The 18953-nt window shown below is 76.7% G+C and carries 16 protein-coding genes; 7 read left to right on the top strand and 9 right to left on the bottom strand.

Annotated elements, in window-relative coordinates; all coding sequences use genetic code 11:
- Window positions 1-139 precede the first annotated feature (139 nt).
- Window positions 140-391, top strand: a complete 252-nt coding sequence (locus tag ACFY00_RS10390; RefSeq protein ID WP_285736211.1) for a hypothetical protein — start codon at window positions 140-142, stop codon at window positions 389-391.
- Window positions 392-414: 23 nt separating this feature from the next.
- Here ACFY00_RS10390 and ACFY00_RS10385 read toward each other — a convergent pair whose 3' ends face one another.
- A complete protein-coding gene (locus ACFY00_RS10385; RefSeq protein ID WP_388029444.1) occupies window positions 415-1020 on the bottom strand; it encodes an HAD family hydrolase in 606 nt (201 codons plus the stop codon).
- Window positions 1021-1167: 147 nt separating this feature from the next.
- On the opposite strand from ACFY00_RS10385, the gene ACFY00_RS10380 reads away from it, so the two are divergent.
- Entirely contained in the window at window positions 1168-2181 is a 1014-nt protein-coding gene (locus ACFY00_RS10380; RefSeq protein ID WP_388029442.1) for an ABC transporter substrate-binding protein, read from the top strand.
- A gap of 319 nt (window positions 2182-2500) precedes the next feature.
- Here ACFY00_RS10380 and ACFY00_RS10375 read toward each other — a convergent pair whose 3' ends face one another.
- Window positions 2501-3415, bottom strand: coding sequence for a hypothetical protein (locus ACFY00_RS10375; protein ID WP_388029439.1), 915 nt, complete (start codon window positions 3413-3415; stop codon window positions 2501-2503).
- Window positions 3416-3465: 50 nt separating this feature from the next.
- On the opposite strand from ACFY00_RS10375, the gene ACFY00_RS10370 reads away from it, so the two are divergent.
- Both ACFY00_RS10370 and ACFY00_RS10365 read left to right on the top strand, forming a co-directional pair.
- Window positions 3466-3939 (top strand): hypothetical protein, encoded by a 474-nt coding sequence (locus tag ACFY00_RS10370; RefSeq protein ID WP_388029437.1) that lies wholly within the window; start codon window positions 3466-3468, stop codon window positions 3937-3939.
- A gap of 73 nt (window positions 3940-4012) precedes the next feature.
- Entirely contained in the window at window positions 4013-6511 is a 2499-nt protein-coding gene (locus ACFY00_RS10365) for a helicase-associated domain-containing protein (RefSeq protein ID WP_388029434.1), read from the top strand.
- 153 nt (window positions 6512-6664) lie between these two features.
- On the opposite strand, the gene ACFY00_RS10360 is transcribed toward ACFY00_RS10365, so the two are convergent.
- A complete protein-coding gene (locus ACFY00_RS10360) occupies window positions 6665-6946 on the bottom strand; it encodes a hypothetical protein (protein WP_033250540.1) in 282 nt (93 codons plus the stop codon).
- A 171-nt stretch (window positions 6947-7117) separates the two neighbouring features.
- On the opposite strand from ACFY00_RS10360, the gene ACFY00_RS10355 reads away from it, so the two are divergent.
- Together ACFY00_RS10355 and ACFY00_RS10350 are read left to right on the top strand one after the other, a co-directional pair.
- Window positions 7118-8722, top strand: coding sequence for a DUF2079 domain-containing protein (locus ACFY00_RS10355; RefSeq protein ID WP_388029431.1), 1605 nt, complete (start codon window positions 7118-7120; stop codon window positions 8720-8722).
- Window positions 8723-8830: 108 nt separating this feature from the next.
- Window positions 8831-10462, top strand: coding sequence for a DNA repair helicase XPB (locus ACFY00_RS10350; protein WP_388029428.1), 1632 nt, complete (start codon window positions 8831-8833; stop codon window positions 10460-10462).
- Window positions 10463-10468: 6 nt separating this feature from the next.
- Here the strand turns inward: ACFY00_RS10350 and ACFY00_RS10345 are convergent, their stop codons facing one another.
- Entirely contained in the window at window positions 10469-10633 is a 165-nt protein-coding gene (locus ACFY00_RS10345; RefSeq protein WP_388029426.1) for a hypothetical protein, read from the bottom strand.
- A 307-nt stretch (window positions 10634-10940) separates the two neighbouring features.
- Between ACFY00_RS10345 and ACFY00_RS10340 the strand changes: the two genes are divergently transcribed.
- Window positions 10941-13028 (top strand): HelD family protein, encoded by a 2088-nt coding sequence (locus tag ACFY00_RS10340; protein WP_388029423.1) that lies wholly within the window; start codon window positions 10941-10943, stop codon window positions 13026-13028.
- 249 nt (window positions 13029-13277) lie between these two features.
- Here the strand turns inward: ACFY00_RS10340 and ACFY00_RS10335 are convergent, their stop codons facing one another.
- The 5 genes from ACFY00_RS10335 to ACFY00_RS10315 form a co-directional block, all read right to left on the bottom strand.
- Entirely contained in the window at window positions 13278-13952 is a 675-nt protein-coding gene (locus ACFY00_RS10335; RefSeq protein ID WP_388029420.1) for a copper homeostasis protein CutC, read from the bottom strand.
- Between the two features lie 141 nt (window positions 13953-14093).
- The gene (locus tag ACFY00_RS10330; RefSeq protein ID WP_388029417.1) at window positions 14094-15074 is read right to left on the bottom strand and encodes a hypothetical protein; all 981 of its coding nucleotides are present in this window, start codon (window positions 15072-15074) and stop codon (window positions 14094-14096) included.
- Complete coding sequence (locus ACFY00_RS10325) at window positions 15071-15415, bottom strand: PadR family transcriptional regulator (RefSeq protein ID WP_033250536.1); 345 nt, start codon at window positions 15413-15415, stop codon at window positions 15071-15073. The genes ACFY00_RS10330 and ACFY00_RS10325 overlap by 4 nt, the downstream gene beginning before the upstream one ends.
- Window positions 15416-15472: 57 nt before the next feature.
- Window positions 15473-18172 (bottom strand): FtsX-like permease family protein, encoded by a 2700-nt coding sequence (locus ACFY00_RS10320; RefSeq protein WP_388029413.1) that lies wholly within the window; start codon window positions 18170-18172, stop codon window positions 15473-15475.
- The gene (locus ACFY00_RS10315) at window positions 18169-18918 is read right to left on the bottom strand and encodes an ABC transporter ATP-binding protein (RefSeq protein WP_388029411.1); all 750 of its coding nucleotides are present in this window, start codon (window positions 18916-18918) and stop codon (window positions 18169-18171) included. Before ACFY00_RS10315 ends, ACFY00_RS10320 begins: the two co-directional genes overlap by 4 nt.
- Window positions 18919-18953 lie beyond the last annotated feature (35 nt).

Raw genomic sequence — 18953 nt, 5'->3', positions numbered from 1 at the left:
GATCATCAGCATGCCTGAGGAATTCCTGGGAATCCTGAGCGTTCAGTCGGAACGCACAGCGCCGCGCCCCCGCCGATCGGAGGGGGCGCGCGGTGGGACAATCGGGGGGAGCGACCCGCGTGAAGAAGGAGTGGTGGGAGTGAGCGACCGGTCCGACGGCCCCGGTGACGTCCTGGTCCGCGTCGGCGGCATCGTGTTCGGCGTCGGCATGCTGTCGGTGATCGCCGTCTTCGTGCCGTACGTCTTCGACCTGACCAGGCTGCCCTCGTTCGCCTACTGGATGGCGATGCTGATGCCGCTGGGCCTGCTGGTCGCGCTGGGCGGACTGTTCGCCGACGCCCGGGCCAACACCCGGCGGCGGCGCGCCCGGGAGGCGGCCGCCGCGGGCTGAGCCGCGCGGCTGAGCCGCGCGCGTCAGGCCAGGTGCCCGGCCAGCCAGGCGGGGAACTCGGTGAGGTCGCGCAGCACCGCGTCCGCCCCGGCCGCGGCGAGCTCGGCGGCGCCGTACGGGCCGGTGGCCACGCCGACCGCGACGGCGTCGGCGGCCCGGGCGCCCCGGATGTCGCCCAGGTGGTCGCCGACGTAGACGTCCGCGCCGTGCGCGCGCAGCGCCTCGCCCTTGGTCTCCGCCCACAGGTCGCCGACCAGCACGTCCACCTCCAGGCCGATGCCGTCCAGGTGGCGGCGGGCGTTCGGCTCCCACTTGCCGGTGATCACCAGCACCCGGCCGCCGACCGCCCGGACCGCGGCCACCGCGGCCAGCGCCCCGGGCAGCTCCAACGCCGGCGCGATGGCGTGCTCCACGTACAGCTCGCGGTAGCGGTCGGTGACGGCCTCCAGACGCTCCGGCGGGTACCAGTTGGCCAGTTCCTGCACCAGCGGCGGGCCGAGCCGGCTGACCACCAGGTCGGAGTCGATGACGGTGCCGGTCTCGGCGGCCAGCACGTCGTAGGTGGCCTTGATGCCGGGGCGGGTGTCGAGGAGCGTCATGTCGAGGTCGAAGCCGACGGTGAGAGCCATGCCGCCAGCCTAGCCAGCGGGGTTTCCGGCCGGAAAAGCCGGGTGCAAAGCCGCAAGGCGGACATACTGGCCAGTGCCGCGCCGACTGCCCCGCCACGGGCCCGGGCGGTGCCGCAGCCGTCCGCCCCCGCTGCCGGAGGTCCCCAGGTGCCACCCCCGCCGCTCTCCCGCCGGGCCGTCCTCGCCGGGCTCGGCGCCGCCCTGCTGACCGGGTGCGGCCCGCGCGTGCTGCCCGAGGGCCCGCCGCTGCCCGGGGCCGTCGACGCCACCGGCACCGCGACGCCCGCCGCCCCCAGCCCCAGCCCGCGCCCCGACGTCACCGTCCCCGCCGCGGACGGACCGGTCACCGTGCCCGGCGGGGCGGTGCGGGTGGTCGCCCTGGACACCGCCGAACTCGACTCCGCGATGACCCTCGGCATCACCCCGGTCGGCGCCGCCAAGGCCCCGCTGGACCGCACCCTGCCCTCCTACTGGCCCGCCTCCCGGCTGGCCGCCGTCACCGTGGTCGGCGACGTCGGGGCCGCCCCCGACACCGCGGCGATCACCGCCCTGCGACCGCAGCTGATCCTCACCAACCTGGCCCGCGACGCCGCGCACACCGCGGCGCTGCGGGCGATCGCCCCGACCGTGGCCACCGGTACCACCGGCGCGCCCTGGAAGGAGAACTTCCACCTGCACGCCGCCGCCCTGGACCGGCGCGAACAGGCCGCCGCCGTGGTCGCCGCGTACGGGCACCACGTCGACCAGGCCCGGAACGCGCTGTCCTCCTCCGGAACGGCCGGGCAGCGGATCAGCCTGGTCCGCTTCGTCGAGGGCTCCCCCGCCGTCCGGCTGTACGCCCGGCAGAACTTCCCCGGCAGCGTCCTGGCCGACCTGGGCCTCCCCCGCCCCGACCCGCAGAACGCCGACCGCTTCGACGTCGAGACCGCCCCCGACCAACTCGCCGCCGCCGACGGCGACCTCCTGCTGTACGCCGGCTACGGCGATCCCGACCGCAACGGCCTGAACGCCGCCCTCGCCTCCCCCGCCTGGCGGGCCCTGGGCGCCGTCCGCGGCCACCGGGCCTTCCCGGTCGACGACCAGCTGTGGTTCCAGGGCATCGGCTACACCGGCGCGCACTTCCTGATCGCCGAACTGCTGCACCTCCTCGGCGCGAGCTGAGACCCCGCCCGGCGGCGGGGCGCGGCCGGGAGAAGACGGCCACGGACGGGAACGGCGCCGGACACCACCGCGGCGGGCCCGCCGAACGATCCCGAACGATCCCGGGCGGACGCGGACGGGCGCGGACGGGCGCGGACGGACGCGGGTGCCCGGGCCTGGTGGGCGCGGACGGACGGCGAAACGGCCTCGGCGAGGCCCGGGCTCCGCTACCACCGCGCCCTCTGCACCGCCCGCACCGCACCGTCCCCGCTGCCTGTGCCCCCGTGCCGTCCACGTCGCGAGGACGCCGCGGCCGGACCCCCCGTCAGGTGGCGTGCCGTCAGCCCTTGCGGCGGCGCAGCGTCACCGCCAGCACGAACAGCGCCGACAGCACGGCCGCGACCCGCAGCACGCCCGGCGCGGACGCCCAGGTCATCGCGCCCACGTCGGTGCCGGGGGACAGCTGGCTGCCCCAACGGCCCTTCTCCCGGCCCCAGTTCCACACCGTCAGGCCGGTCACCGTGATCAGCGGGATGCCCAGCACCGCGAACTTCTTCATCAGGTCGGTCCAGCCCTGCGACAGGTACGCCGCCGCCCAGCCGAGCAGCATCGCCAGCAGCGTGCCCGTCGCCGCCCCGCCCAGCAGCAGGGCCGCGCCCAGCAGCAGCAGCGGCGCGGGCTTGCGGGCCCCGCCCGCCGCAGGGGCGGGCGGGGGCGTCGGTGCGGGCCCGGGGGCGGTCTTCGGCGTGCCGAACAGCACCGCCAGGACCGTCCGGCCCAGCCCCCGCCGCTCGCGCCCGGGCGCCGCCGCGGGCTCCGGCGCCGCCTCCGCCTCCGGCTCGGGGTCGGGGTCGGGCTCCGGCGCCAGCTCCGGCGCGGACGCGGGTTCGGGCTCCGGCAGGTCGTCGTACGTGACGGTCCACCCGGGCTGGACCGCGCCCAGCCCCGGGCCGTCCGGGTCCTCCGAGTACGCGAAGGCCCGCTCGACCTCGGCCGGGGAGGACATCGCGGGCGGCCGCGGCCGGTCCGGACCGACCGCCGGGGCCTCCGGGGGCTTCGGAGGCGCTGGGGGCGCTGGGGGCTTCGGGGGCGGCGAATCCACCGACTGCCGCGGCAGGTACACGCTCTCCCCGCCGTCCGCGCCGTCCGCCGATCCGCCCTCGCGCCACCACGAGCCGCCCGCCATCGCCCCGCCACCCGCCCTCACGTCCACGAACACGTCCACGAACCCGCCGCCCACCGAGACGGTACCCACCCGCGCCCTACCGAAGCGAGCCCCGTCCGGCCCCTGGCACACTGCCCCTCGTGCGAACGATCCGCTGGGACGAGGGCGACCCGGACCGCCTGTTCCCCGCCCTCGACGACCCGTCAGCCCTGCTGCCGCCGCTGCGCGCCGCCGCCGAGGCGCTGCGCGGGTTCGCCGAACGCTTCGGCGGGAATTGGCAGTTGAGCTGGCACCAGCTGCCCGCCGGGCCCTGCGGGCTGGCCGGGTACGCCGAGGGGCCCGGCCTGTGGTGCGAAGCCGAACTGGACGCCCCCCGCGACCCGCTCGAATGGCACCCGCTGCCCGGACCGCCGTGGGAGCTGTCCGTCCGGACGGCGGTGCGCTGCGCGGCGCCGGTCGACTGCGGGTCGCACCGCGTCCACGAACTCCCCGAGCGCACCTTCGACGACCCGGTGGCCGCCGTCACCGCGCTCGCCGAGGGCGTCCGGTGGGCCGTGGAACGCGCCCTCGCCGAGCCGCCCGACAGCTGGGCCCGGCACGCCCGGCGGTGCTGAGCGGGCACCGGTTCGCCCCGAGTTCCGCCGCTGTTCTGGGCCGCGACGGGAGGCGTTGACTAGTCTGGACCGGATGACCGCACCGCAGAGCGCGCCGCGCGCCACCCGCGCCACCGCCCCCCGCACCCTGGCCGAGGAACTCCGCGGCCGGAGCGACGAGGCCGTCGCCGCGCTGCTCCGGGCCCGTCCCGACCTGCTGAACCCGGTGCCGACCGACCTGACCCAGCTGTCCGCGCGGCTCTCCAGCCGGGCATCCGTGCTGCGCGCCCTGGAGCGGCTCGACCGGTTCACCCTGCAGGTCGCCGAGGCGCTCGCCGCCGCCCCCGAGGGCGCCTCCGACACCACGGTGCGCAACCTGCTGACCGGGCCCGCCCGGGTCAAGCCGCACCCCGGCGCCGAGCCCGTCGACCGGGCCGCCGTCACCGCCGCCCTGCCCGCCGCGCTCGACCGGCTGCGCGAGCAGGCCCTGCTGTGGGGCCCGGACTCCGCGCTGCGCCTGGTGCTCGCCGTCCGCGAGGCGCTGGCCCCGAGCGCCCTCAACCCCGGCCGCACCGGCCTCGGCCCGACCTTCGCCGAGGCCACCACCGGCATGTCGCCCGCCCGCCTGCAGCAGTTGCTCGCCGACACCGGGCTGCCGCCCACCCCCGACCCGGTCACCGCCGTCGCCGCGCTCACCGCCCTGCTCGGCGACCGCAAGCGGCTGGGCGCCCTGCTCGACCAGGCCCCGCCCGCCGCCCACGGCCTGCTGGAACGCCTGGTCTGGGGCCCGCCCACCGGCACCGTCCCGGACGCCGCCCGGCAGGTCACCGCCGCCCAGGCGCACAGCCCCGTCGAGTGGCTGCTCGCCCGCGGCCTGCTGCTGCCCTCCAGCCCCACCTCGGTCGTGCTGCCCCGCGAACTCGCCCTGCACCTGCGCGGCGGCCGCACCCACCGCAGCGTCGACCCCGTCCCGCCCGCCGTCGCCCCGGTCGTCGAGCGCGACCCCGCCACCACCGACCGCACCGCCGCCGGGCAGGCCGCCACCGCCGTCCGCACCGTCGAGGAGCTCCTGGAGTCCTGGAGCCTCACCCCGCCGCCCACCCTGCGGGCCGGGGGCCTGGGCGTGCGCGACCTCAAGCGCACCGCCGCCCTGCTGGAGTGCTCCGAGGGCGACGCCGCGTTCTGGATCGAACTCGCCCACACCGCGGGCCTGCTGGCCCCCGACGGCGAGATCGACGAGGTCTGGGCCCCCACCCCCGCGTACGACCAGTGGCTCCAGCAGGACACCGCCGAGCGCTGGACCCTGCTCGCCCGCGCCTGGCTCGCCGCCACCCGGGTCGGCCGCCTGACCGGCACCCCCGACGGCAAGGGCCGCCCGCGCGCCGTGCTCGGCCCCGAACTCGACCGCACCCTCGCCCCGTCCGTGCGCCGCGCCGTCCTCGCCCGGCTCGCCGAGCTCCCGCCCGGCACCGCCGCGTCCGCCGACGCCCTGCTGCCCGTCCTGCGCTGGCACCGCCCGCTGCGCGGCGGGCCCACCGGCCCCGACGGCCAGGACCTGCGCGACCAGCTCACCGGCTGGACGCTGCACGAGGCCGAGCTGCTCGGCGCCACCGGCCGCGGCGCCCTCGCCGCCCCCGTCCGGGCGCTGCTCGACGGCGCCGACCCGGCGCTCGTCCTCGCGCCGCTGCTGCCCGAACCCCTCGACCACGTCATCCTGCAGCCCGACCTCACCGCGATCGCCCCCGGCCCGCTGCTCACCCCGCTCGCCCAGGCCCTCGCCCTCGCCGCCGACATCGAGTCCAAGGGCGGCGCGACCGTCTACCGCTTCACCCCCGAGTCGGTGCGCCGCGCCCTCGACGCCGGACGCACCGCCGCCGACCTGCGGGCCTTCCTCGCCCAGCACTCCCGCACGCCCGTCCCGCAGCCGCTCGCCTACCTGATCGACGACGTCGCCCGCCGCCACGGCATCCTCCGGGTCGGCGCCGCCTCCTCCTACCTGCGCTGCGACGACCCCCGCCTGCTCGACGAGGTCCTCGCCGACCGGCGCGCCGCCGAACTGCGGCTGCGGCTGCTCGCCCCCACCGTCCTCGCCGCCCAGGCCGGGCCGGAGACCCTGCTCGCCGTCCTGCGCACCATGGGCTACGCGCCCGCCGCGGAGTCCGCCGAGGGCGACGTCGTCATCACCCGCCCCGACAGCCGCCGCACCCCGCCCCGCACCCCGCCGCTGCCCGTCCCGGACGGCCCCGCCCGCCCCGACGACGCCCTGCTCACCGCCGCCGTCCGCGCCATCCGGGCCGGTGACCGGGCCGCCACCGCCGTCCGCAAGGACCCCGTCGCGGGGCCCGCCTCACGCACCAGCGCGGCCGTGCCCCGCACCGCGTCCGCCGACACCCTCGCCGCCCTGCAGACCGCCGTCCTGCTCGGCGAGCGCATGTGGATCGGCTACATCAACGCGGAGGGACTCTCCTCCCAGCGCGTCATCGACCCCGTCAAGGTCGAGGGCGGCTTCGTCACCGCCTACGACCACCTCTCCGACGAGGTCCGCACCTTCGCCCTCCACCGGATCACCGGCGTCGCCGAGGTCGAGGAGTAGCGCGGGGGCGCGGGGAACCGCACGGCCGGGCAGGAACGCGCGGCCGGATCGCGACGCGGGACGGTCGCCCGCCCTGTTCCGCGACCTCGCCGACGGGCTCCTCCTGCGGCGTGCGGTTCCCCGCGCCCCTGTCGGTGCGCTCGCAGGTCCGCGTTACTTGCCGGCGGCCTGCTTCGCGTCCTCCTCCGCCTTCTGCTTCTTCGCCTCGTCCACGATCGCGTGCGGGTCCGGCATCTTCGGCTCGACGCCCGTCAGCAGGCCGGTGCCGGTGAAGGCGACGGTGCCGATCAGGCCGCCGGGCTGGCCGATGTCGGCGACCTGGTCGAGGGCCATGGCCTCGGTGTCGGCGGCGTGGGCGGGCGCCGCCCCGAGGGCGGTGGCGAGGGCCGCGCCGGAGAGCGCCAGGCCGGCCAGGAATCGGTTGGGCTTGATCATGCCATGTCCAACGAGCGAGCGCGGTGCGGGTCACTGGTCCGGCGGACCGGCTTCCGCTTCGCCGGGAGGCCGGAGCCGTCCCGGGACCGGCGGTTAGACTGCGGAGCGACCGGGGGTGGTTGGGTCCACCCGTGCGACCGGGCCGCGTCGGCCCCCGACAGGACCGAAGCCGTGACCACTACCTCCGCTCTGCAACCCCCCGCCGCCCGTGGGGCGGCGGCCCGCGCGTCGGGGGTCCGGCTGTCCTCGCGCCGGGTCCGCACCGTGCTGCTGACCCTGCTGTGCTTCGCCGCCTGCCTGGCGCTGGGCCTCCAGCAGTGGACCTCGCTCCAGCTGGGCGGCTTCGACCTGGGCATCTTCGACCAGGGCGTGCGCGGCTACGCGCACTTCGGGCTGCCGGTGTCGACGCTGAAGAGCGTGCACCACGAGTTCCCGCCGGGGTTCTCGCTGCTGGGCGACCACTTCTCGCCGGTGCTGGCGCTGATGGCCCCGCTGTACTGGGTGTGGGACGACCCGCGGATGCTGCTGGTCGGCCAGGCGGCGCTGTTCGCGGCGGGCGTCCCGCTGGTGCGCCGGATCGCGACCCGGGCGTTCGCGGACGCGGACCAGCGGGTCCGCACCCGGGTGCGGGACGTCGCGGCGCTGGTGTACGGCCTGGGCTGGCCGCTGCTGATCGCCTCCCGGAGCGGTTTCCACGAGGTGGGGTTCGCCGTTCCGCTGTTCCTGCTGCTGTTCGAACGGGCGGGGGCGCGGCGCTGGGGCGGGGCCGCGCTCGCGGCACTGCTGCTGTGCGCGACCAAGGAGGACGTCGGCCTGGCGGTGGGCGCGTACGGCGCGGTGCTGCTGTGGCGCGAGCGCGGCGGCGCGGACCGGCGGGCGAAGGTGCTGGGCTGGGCGCTGCTGCTGGGGGGGCCGCTGTCCAGCGCGGTGGAGATCTCCACCCTGATCCCGGCGATGGGCGGCGTCCCCGGCTACTACTGGAACTACGAGCAGCTCGGCGCGGACGGCGGCGAGGCGCTGCGGCACGTGCTGGGCAACCCCTGGCTGCTGGTCGAGTCGGCGTTCTCCAGCCCGTTGAAGCCGATGCTGCTGGGCTGGCTGGTGCTCACCACGGCCGCCCTCCCGCTGCGCTCGGGCACGGCCCTGGTCGCGCTGCCGCTGCTGGCCGAGCGGGTGTTCTCCGACAACCCGAACCACTGGTCGATCGCCCGGCACTACGACGCCTTCCTGTGGCCGGTCCTGGTGACCGCCGCGATCGAGGCGCTGGGCGTGCTGTGGGCCCGCGGCAGGCGCGCGCAGGCCCGCCGCCTGGGCGCCACCGCCGCCGTCCTGTCGCTGGCCGCGTCCGCCGCGCTCGGCCTGTACCACCTGGCCGTCCCGTACGAGTGGCAGCCGAAGGCCCCCACCGCGGCGCTGGCCCGGGCCGCGAAGCTCATCCCGGACGGCGCCACCGTCGAGGCCGACAACCAGATCGCGCCGCGCCTGACCAACCGCACGGAGGTGGTGCTGGCCGACGGCACCCCGCGCGGCCAGGAGTACGTCATCCTCCGCTACACCCAGCGCGCCTTCCCGTTCCAGCGCGACCCCGAGCAGGCCGAGTACCGCGCCCTGCTGCTGGCCCACGGCTACCAGGGGCTCTTCGACCAGGACGGCGTCACCCTGCTGCACCGCACCGGCACCGACCCCGTCCCCGGCACCCACCTCCCCGGCCCTGGCTCCACCCCGTACGAGGAGGTCATCCCCCCGGACGTCGGCCACAACTTCTTCCTCGGCTGACCGCGGCCCCGGTCCACCGGCCCCGGCCCTGGCCCCTGCCCCGGGCCCGGCCGCCGGGGCGATGCGGCACACTGGAGGTTTGGCCCGCGCGGAAGGGGATGCACAGGCGTGGACGGACCGCTGATCGTGCAGAGCGACAAGACGCTGCTGTTGGAGATCGACCACCCCCGGGCGGCGGAGTGCCGGCGGGTGATCGCGCCGTTCGCCGAGCTGGAGCGGGCGCCGGAGCACGTGCACACGTACCGGGTGACGCCGCTGGGCCTGTGGAACGCGCGGGCAGCGGGGCACGACGCGGAGCAGGTGGTGGACGCGCTGGTGGAGTACTCGCGCTACCCGGTGCCGCACGCCCTGCTGGTGGACGTCGCGGACACCATGGCGCGCTACGGGCGGCTGCAGCTGCAGAAGCACCCGGTGCACGGGCTGGTGCTGACCACCACCGACCGGCCGGTGCTGGAGGAGGTGCTGCGCTCGAAGAAGATCACCCCGCTGGTGGGGGCCCGGATCGACCCGGACACGGTGCTGGTGCACCCCTCGGAGCGCGGGCAGATCAAGCAGGTGCTGCTCAAGCTGGGCTGGCCCGCCGAGGACCACGCCGGGTACGTGGACGGCGAGGCGCACCCGATCGACCTGCGGGAGGACGGCTGGCAGCTGCGCCCGTACCAGCGGCACGCGGTGGACGGCTTCTGGCACGGCGGCTCCGGCGTGGTCGTGCTGCCGTGCGGCGCGGGCAAGACGCTGGTGGGCGCGGCGGCGATGGCGGAGGCCAAGTCGACGACGCTGATCCTGGTGACGAACACCGTCTCGGCCCGGCAGTGGAAGCACGAGCTGGTCAAGCGGACCTCGCTGACCGAGGACGAGATCGGCGAGTACAGCGGCACCCGCAAGGAGATCCGCCCGGTCACCATCGCCACGTACCAGGTGATGACGACCAAGCGGAAGGGCGTGTACGCGCACCTGGAGCTGTTCGACGCCCGCAACTGGGGCCTGGTGGTGTACGACGAGGTGCACCTGCTGCCCGCGCCGGTGTTCAAGTTCACCGCCGACCTGCAGGCCCGCCGCCGGCTCGGCCTGACCGCGACGCTGGTGCGCGAGGACGGCCGGGAGGGCGACGTGTTCTCGCTGATCGGCCCGAAGCGGTTCGACGCCCCGTGGAAGGAGATCGAGGCGCAGGGCTACATCGCGCCCGCCGACTGCTGCGAGGTGCGGGTGACGCTGACCGACTCGGAGCGGCTGGCGTACGCGACGGCCGAGCCGGAGGAGAAGTACCGGTTCTGCTCGACCACGGCGACCAAGCGCCGGGTGGTGGAGCGGCTGGTGGAGAAGCACGCGGGCGACCAGACCCTGGTGATCGGCCAGTACATCGACCAGCTGGACGAGCTGGGCGAGGCGCTCGGCGCCCCGGTGATCAAGGGCGAGACCTCGAACGCGCAGCGGGAGAAGCTGTTCGAGGCGTTCCGGTCGAAGGAGATCGGCGTGCTGGTGGTCTCGAAGGTCGCGAACTTCTCGATCGACCTGCCGGAGGCCACCGTCGCAATCCAGGTCTCGGGCACCTTCGGCTCCCGCCAGGAGGAGGCCCAGCGGCTGGGCCGGGTGCTGCGCCCGAAGGCGGACGGGCACGCGGCGCACTTCTACTCGGTGGTCGCCCGGGACACCGTCGACCAGGACTTCGCTGCGCACCGCCAGCGCTTCCTGGCGGAGCAGGGCTACGCGTACCGGATCGTCGACGCCGACGACCTCTGACCGCGGCTAGAGCTTGACGCCGTCGCGCCCGAGGAACAGGACGCGCGCGGCGGTGTCGAGCACGATGCCGAGGTTGCGGACGGCGTTGGCCACGGGGTGGCGGCGGCGCTCCTCGGAGGGGTGCGCGCCGTGGACGCCGTTGGCCTGCGGGTTCACTCGTTCGGTGGTCATGTCTCCACGGTAGGTTCACGAACCGGGTCGGCACATCAGCCGAAAGACCCGAGCCTGCGGTGGCGCGCCTCGTCCTGCGGGTGTACGGCCCCCTACCCGGGTACCGGGGGGATCCCGGGGGAAAAGGATTCGCCCCCGGACGGCGCCGGGTCTAGGATCATCCGTCTGCCCCTCCCGAACCGTGGTGCCAGCGCCGTCGGCAGCCGTGGGAGTACCGGCCGCTCGGCAACCGGCCGGTGTCCTTCACCGTGAGCTCTCCGACGAGTCGGCCGCCGTCCCTCCACGACCGCGGCCGGGAAGGTCCGCCGTGCACTCCCCCACCTCCACCGAGGCCCCCACCGCCGCCACCACCGATCCGCTCGGCCGCGAACGCGCCCACCTGGCCGCCTCCCGGGCCGCCCTGACCGCGATGCGCGAGGACGTCGAGGCACTCGACCTGCGCGACGTGGCGGGCACCTGGGTGTCCGCCCAGGTGCTGCAGAAGCAGATCGACGAGCGGATCAAGGCCCTCGCCGACCTCGCGCACACCCCGCTGTTCTTCGGCCGCCTCGACTACCTGCACGCGATCAGCGAGGCCGAGTCCGAGGGCAGCGGCGGCGAGCGCTTCTACATCGGCCGCCGCCACGTGCACGACGCCGACGGCGACCCGATGGTGATCGACTGGCGCGCCCCGGTCTCCCAGCCGTTCTACCGGGCCAGCCGCACCGAGCCGATGGACGTCGCCAAGCGCCGCCGCTTCGGCTACACCGGCGGCGAACTGACCGCCTACGAGGACGAGAACCTCTCCGACCCGGACGAGGCCGACACCCGCTCCGCCCTGCTCGCCGCCGAGATCGAGAAACCCCGCGTCGGCCCGATGCGCGACATCGTCGCCACCATCCAGCCCGAGCAGGACGAGATCGTCCGCGCCGACGTCACCGGCACCATCTGCGTCCAGGGCGCCCCCGGCACCGGCAAGACCGCCGTCGGCCTGCACCGCGTCGCCTACCTGCTGTACGCGCACCGCGAGCGCCTGGCCCGCACCGGCACCCTGGTGGTCGGCCCGAACCGCTCCTTCCTCCAGTACATCGAGCAGGTCCTGCCCGCCCTGGGCGAGTTGGACGTCGCCCAGGCCACCGTGCAGGAACTCGTCGGCCACGTCGAGATCCGCGGCACCGACAGCGCCGAGACCGCCCGGATCAAGGGCGACGCCCGGATGGCCCGCGTCCTGCGCAACGCCGTCCGCGCCGGGATCGCCCTGCCCACCGAACCCTGCGTAGTCGTCCGCGGCTCCCGCCGCTGGCGGGTCCCCGCGTACGAACTCGAAGAGATCGTCCGTGAGTTGATGGACCGCGAGATCCGCTACGGCGCCGCCCTGGAGGCCCTCCCGCAGCGCATCGCGCACGCCGTCCTGGTCAAGATGGAGCAGGGCGGCGAGGCCCCCGACGACCGGGTGCAGGACGCGGTCGCCCGCAACGCCGCGGTCAAGGCCACCGTCAAGGCCTGCTGGCCCGCCGTCGACCCGGTCAAGCTGGTGCACCGACTGCTCAGCGACGCCGCGTTCCTGGCCGCCGCCGCCGACGGCCTGCTCGACGCCGACGAACAGGCCGCCCTGCTGTGGGCCAAGCCCCCGCGCAGCGCCCGCACCGCGCCGTGGTCCGCAGCCGACGCCGTCCTGATCGACGAGGCCGCCGACCTGGTGCACCGCACCCCCTCGCTCGGCCACGTGGTCGTCGACGAGGCCCAGGACCTCTCCCCCATGCAGTACCGGGCCGTCGGCCGCCGCTGCACCACCGGCTCCGCGACCGTCCTCGGCGACCTCGCCCAGGGCACCACCCCGTGGGCCACCGGCAGTTGGCAGGAGGCCCTGCACCACCTCGGCAAGGACGGCGCCCACATCGAGGAGCTCACCCAGGGCTTCCGCGTCCCCGGCGAGGTCATCGCCTACGCCTCCCGCCTCCTCCCCGCGATCGCCCCCGGCCTGGCCCCCGCCACCTCCGTCCGCGACCTGCCCGGCTCGCTCGCCCTCCGGCACGTCCCGGACGGGCCGGACCGGCTGGACGACGCCGTGCTGGACGCCTGCCGCGAGGCCCTCCGGCACGAGGGCTCGGTCGGCCTGATCGCCGCCGACGCCCGCGTCCCGGCCCTCGCCGCCGCGCTCACCGCCGCCGGACTGCCCCACCTCGACCCCGGCACCGAGACCACCGCCGACGCCCGCCTCACCCTCGTCCCGGCCTCCCTCGCCAAGGGCCTCGAGTACGACCACGTCGTCCTCGACGAACCCACCGCGATCGTCACCGGCGAACCCGACCACCGCACCGGCCTGCGCCGCCTCTACGTCTGCCTGACCCGCGCGGTCTCCGGCCTGACGGTCCTCCACGCGGACCCCCTGCCGGCGGAACTCGGGGGGAGCTAGGCAGAGGGGCGCCAAGCAGAGGCACGGGGCGAACTGCCACGCCGGACCCTGCGCAAGCAGGGGCGCGGGGAACTGCGCGGCCAGGCGAGCACGCACAGCCGGATCGCGACGCAGGATGATCACTTGCACTATCTCGCGACCCCGCTGACGTGCGACTCCCGAAGCGCGCAGTTCCCCGCGCCCCTGTCCGCACCATCCCGCACGCGCAGCAGCTCTCCCCGCACCCCTGTCGGTGCGCGTCCGGTCAGCTCAGGCGCCGATGAGCTCGCGCCACTGCGCGACCTTCGCCGGGTCGACCGCCCCCGCCCAGCCGCCCTCGCGGACCGCGCCGCCGATGTGGAAGGCGTCGAAGCCCGCGGCGCGGAGCTCGGGGACGTGCTCGGCGCGCAGGCCGCCGCCGACCAGGATCTGCTGGCGGTAGCCGGGCTCCCCGGACTTGGCGAGTTCGCCGATCAGGACCTCGCGCCCGGCGTCGACGCCCGCCGCCGCGCCGGAGGTGAGGAAGGTGTCGAGGCCGGGGAGGTCGGCGACCGCGGCGCGGACCTCGGAGCGGTCGGCGCTGTGGTCGATGGCGCGGTGGAAGGTCCAGCGGCAGCCGGAGACGGCGTCGGCGACGGCCCGGGTGGCGGCGAGGTCGACCGCGCCGTCGGGGGTGAGGAAGCCGAGCACGAACTCCTCGGCGCCCTCGGCCCGCAGGGCGGCGGTGCGGGCGAGCAGGTCGTCGAGGTCGCCGGGGGTGAAGCCGTCGCGGATGCGGAGCATGACGCGCAGCGGGAGGTCGACGGCGGCGCGGATCGCGACGAAGTCCGCGACCGACGGGGTGAGCCCGTCGGCGGCCATGTCGGTGACCAGTTCGAGGCGGTCGGCGCCGGCCGATTCGGCGGCCCGGGCGTCCTGGGGGGTCAGCGCGATGACTTCGAACATTGGTCTAGACATATCCGATAGCCTGCCACATCGGCTGGCCCCGGGCGAGCCCCCACCGCCGTTCGGCCCCGGTTCCTCCCCCGTTCGCGTTCGGCTCGCGTCCCGTTCGTCCTGCTCGTCCCGCTCGTCCTGCCCGTCCCGCTAGGCGGCCCCCTCCCGTCCGGCCTGACGGGGCGCCAGGGCCTGCCCGGTCAGCAGCAGCCCCGCCGCACCGGCCACCGCCAGGGGCGCCAGCCGCCACACCCCGCCGACCTGCTCCCAGAGACTGAACAGGCTGAACCAGGCGGTCAGCGGCAGCACGGCCAGGCCGAGCGCCGCTGGCAGCAGCCGTCCGCGGGCGGCGCACAGGAGCAGCAGCAGCGGGGCGAGCAGGAGGAGCAGCGGTGTCCACCCGTCCATCAAGTGCCAGCTGTCGTAGCCGCCCTGAGCCCGCGTCACCAGCAGACCGGCGCCCGCGCCGATCGCGACCGGCAGGCGGCCAGGGCGTTCCAGCAGGTCGGCGGGGGCGGCGAGGACCAGGGCGCCCGCGGCGAGGTAGGGCAGCAGGGCGGTGGCGTCCAGGAGCAGCAGCCAGACGTTGACCTCGGTGAGCCAGGGGCCCCCGGGAACGACGTTGGCGGTCAGCAGCCGGATCCCGAGCCGGACGGCGGCCAGCAGCACGACCGTCCCGGCCAGCGTGCGGGCCGCCCGCCAGGCGCCGAGGGCGGCGGCGACGGCCAGCAGGACGGGGACGACCGTCAGGCCGAGCAGGGCGAGGCGGTCGGGCAGTTGCTGCCACGGGACGTCGAACCCTGAGCGGGCCGCGTCGGCGACCCGCCGGAAGCGGGTGTCGCCGGGCAGCGCGACGAGTCCGCACAGGGTGCCGGCCAGCAGCGGGGCGGCGGCGGCGAGCAGGCGGCCGCCGAGCGCGGTGGAGGTGAGTCCGGTGCGCAGCCGCAGGCCGTACGCGGCGAGGTCGAGCGCTTCGCGGGCGGTGCCGAGGCGGCCGGTGCCGGCGGTGGTGTCGGCGAACACCTCGGCGAGTTCGGCGCCCCGGTCGCGGCGGTAGCGGGACGGGTAGAGCGCGAGGACGGCCCGCAGCGCGACGCCGCCGCGGTGCCCGCCGGGCGCGACGGCACTCATGCCGTGGCTCCCCGCGGCGCGGCGGCGCCGCCGAGGCGGCGCTGGGCCTCGGCGGCGACGGAGCGGAGGCGTTCGGCCTCGGCGGCGAGCAGGTCGCGCCCGCCGCCGGTGAGGGCGTACGTGCGGCGGGCCCGGCCGTCGACGACCTCCTCGGCGGCGACCTCGATCAGGCCCTGCTGGAGCAGCCGGTCGAGCGCGCCGTACAGCGTGCCGGTGCGCATCTTCACCCGCCCCCCGGAGATCGCGTCGACCTCCTGGATCAGCGCGTACCCGTGCCGGGGGGCGTCCGCGAGGGCGGTGAGCAGCAGCAGGGTGGGTTCCTGCAGGGCGCGTTCGGTCATGCGACTACATATATCGCCGACCGTCCTATCGGCGCCAGCCCCGGCCACGGAGCGTGCCTACCCCCGCCACCCCGCGGGGTCGTCCCGGCGCAGCGCGCCCAGCACCCCGGCCAGCAGCGGCAGTCCCAGGGCGAGCAGCGCGATCGTCGCCCACGGGGCGTCGGCGGCGCTGACCGCGGGGCCGCCCAGCACCCCGGCGGCCCGGGAGCGCAGCAGGGCGAAGGCGGGGACGAAGCCGCTGACGGTGCCGAGCAGCGCGCCGAGCAGGGCGATCAGGGCGGCCTGCAGCCCGGCGACGGTGCGCCGGGTGCGCGGCCGGGCGCCGATCGCGGAGAGCAGGGCGCGTTCGCGGCGGGCGTCGGCGGCGGCCAGGGCGGTGGAGACCACGGCGGCGCCGAGCACGACCAGCGCGGCGAAACCGCCGAGCGCGATCCGCACCGTGCTGTCCTGCGGCGTGAAGCCGCGCTCCACGCCGAACTCGGCGTGCGGGGCGAGCCGGGCGACGGTGGCGGCGGCGCGCTGCTCGGCGCGCTCGCCGACCGGTGCGGACGGCAGCCAGAGGGCCCCGGCGGGTTCGACCGCCAGGCCCAGCCCGCGGACCGCCTCGGGCGAGATCACCAGCGGGGCGTAGCGCTGCGCGGCCGGGCGCTCGACCAGCACGGCGTCGACCCGCAGTTCGCGCACCTGCTGCCCGGCGCCCTGCATCCGCAGCACGGCCCGCCCGTCGTGCAGGTAGGACGGGTCGGTGACCACGGCCTTCCCGGCGAGCAGCGCCGCCTCCGCGGCCGGGTCGTGCAGCGCCAGCAGGTTGTGCAGCGCGGCGCGGTCGCCGACCACGGCGGGACGCGTGGCGTCCTCGCCGTAGCGCGGCCCGCCGACGGCGGACACCAGGCCCCTGCAGCCCTCGCAGAAGACGTACGCGGCCTCGTACAGGTCGGCGCGCTCGCCGAGGTCCGGCAGGTCCTGCGGCAGGGCGGTGCGCAGTTGCGCCATCGCGTCCTGGTCGCCGTGCAGGGTGAGGCGGACGGCGCCGACGGGCTGTTCCAGCCGGTAGGCGGCCCGGTCCTGGACCTCCGCGCCGGTGGAGTGCACGCCGACGGCGACCGCACCGGCCACGGCGGCGAGCACGGCGGCCACCGCGGGGGCGGTGCGGGTGCGGTGCCGGGCGGCGTCGCGCAGGGCGAGGCGGGGGCCGACCGGCAGGTGGCGGGCGAGGCGGCCGAGCAGGGCGAGCAGCAGCGGGGTGAACAGCAGCAGGCCGAGTTCGGCGAGCACCGCGCCGCCCAGCACGGCGAGGGTGCGCACGCTCAGCCCGGCCAGCACCGGCGGTCCGGCGACCGGTCCGGCGACCGCCCCGTACAGGGCCAGCGCCGCGCCGGTCAGGACGGCGGCCAGGCCGAGCAGCGGGGCGCGGCGGGAGGTGCGGCGCTGCGGGTCGCGGTCGGTGAGCCCGGCCAGCACCTCGCGGCGTCCGGCCTGCAGCGCGGGCAGCAGGGCGGCGAGCAGGGCGGTGGCGACGCCGACGGCGGCGATGGCCAGCAGTTCGGCGGGGCGCAGCGCGAGGTGGCCGAACCGGCTGCCGCCGCGCTCCTCGATCCACGGGCGCAGGGCGGCGACCAGGCCGGTGCCGAGCAGGCTGCCGAGCGCGGCGCCGAGGGTGCCGAGCACCAGGCCGCCGCCGAGCACCACGGCCCGCACGTGTCCGGGTCGGCCGCCGGCCGCGCCGAGCAGGGCGAGTTGGCGGCGGGCCCGGCGGGCGCCGACCGCGAACGCCGGTCCGGCCAGCAGGGCGACCTCCAGCAGGGCCATCGCGGCGGTGGTGGCGGCGGTCATCAGGGTGCGTTCGCGCTCGTCCTGCGCGCCGACGGCCTCCTGCCGCTCCAGCGCCTCGGCGGGCGGGTGGGCGGCGACCTGGCGACTGGCCAGGGTGTAGCCGTACGCGTTGAGTTCGCGCACCCGCGACCAGTCGAGGGTCGCCCCGGCGGGCAGGGTGACCAGCCAGGCGGCCTTGCGGGCGGCGGCCTGTTCGGCGGACGGGGTCTGCGGGGCGAGCCCGGCGGCGACCTGCGCCTCGTCCAGCTGCCGGTACAACTCGCCGGGGCGGGCGACGAGTTCGACGGCGTTCAGGTCGCCGGGGTGCTCGACGGCGCCGGTCAGGGTGAACGGGGTCGACTCCAGGCCGCGGACGGTGACGGCGTCGCCGACCCGCAGCCCGGTGGCGTCCAGGAACGCCCGGGTGGCGGCGGCCTCGTGCGCGGCGGCGGGGGCGCGTCCGGCGACCAGGTCGATCCGGCCCCGCCAGAGCCCGCCGGTCAGGTCGGCCTCGAAGGTGTCGACGGGGGCCAGGCCGTCGGCGGTGCGGACGGCGGCGACCGGGCCGGTGCGGGCCGGGGTCAGGGTGCTGCCGGGCGGCAGCAACGCGCCGAGCAGGGCGGTCGGTTCGGTGTCGGTGGCGCGCTTCTGCTCGGCGCCGGGCGCGGCGTCGGGGCGCCGCAGCAGGGTGCGGACGCCGTCGGCGGGGAACACCGCCTGCTCGATCGTCCGGCCCGGGTCGTACGCGCCGACCAGGGCGTCGGCCCGGCCCATCAGCCGGTCGGCGCGCTGCTCGGCGGTCAGCTGTCCGCTGCGGTGCACCACGTCGACGCCGGTCGCGCCCAGCACCGGCAGCGCGATCATCGCGGCGACCAGGGCGCTGCGGCCCTTGGCCCGCCAGGCGTCGCGGCGCGCGATCCGCAGCACCGCCCGCAGGCCGCTCACCGGCGCACCGCCCCGGTGGCGGCGCCCTGCTCGGCGGCGCCCCGCTCGTCGATGATCCGCTCGTCGACGATCCGGCCGTCGCGCAGGAAGACCACCCGGTCCGCCCAGGAGGCGTGGGCGGCGTCGTGGGTGACCATCATGACGGCCGCCCCGGCGTCGCAGCGGGCCCGCAGCACCTCCAGCACCGCCTCGCCGGACGCCGAGTCCAGCGCCCCGGTGGGCTCGTCCGCCAGCACCAGCCGCCGCTGCCCGGACAGCGCCCGGCCGATCGCGACGCGCTGCTGCTGGCCGCCGGACATGTCCTCGGGGAAGCGGTCGGCGAGTTCGCCGATGCCGAGTTCGGCGAGCACGTCCAGCGCCTCGGCGCGGGCGGTGCGGGCCGGCATCCCCTCCAACTCCCTCGGCAGGGCGATGTTCTCGGCCGCGGTCAGGGCGGGCAGCAGGTTGTACGCCTGGAACACGTAGCCCACCGAGCGGCGGCGCACGTCGGCCAGCGCGGCCCGGCCCAGGCCCTCCAGCGGGGTGCCCTCCACCAGGACCCGCCCGGTGGAGGGCCGGTCCAGGCCGCCGGCCAGCGCGAGCAGCGTGGACTTCCCCGAGCCGGACGGGCCCATCACGGCCAGGAACTCCCCGGCCCGCACCTCCAGGTCGATCGGGCGCAGCGCGTGCACCTCGGCCGCGCCCCGGCCGTGCACCCGCCCGACCCCCTCCAGGCGCAGGACTGCCTGCGCGTTCGATCCGGTCATGGCTCCCCCTCGGAACAGCGGAACGTCTTGCATAC

The organism is Kitasatospora sp. NPDC001540, from assembly GCF_042894345.1.
In the GTDB taxonomy this organism is placed as follows: Bacteria; Actinomycetota; Actinomycetes; order Streptomycetales; family Streptomycetaceae; genus Kitasatospora; species Kitasatospora phosalacinea_C.
Note: the sequence above shows the minus strand (reverse complement) of the source record. Positions and strands in the feature narration are given on the sequence as shown.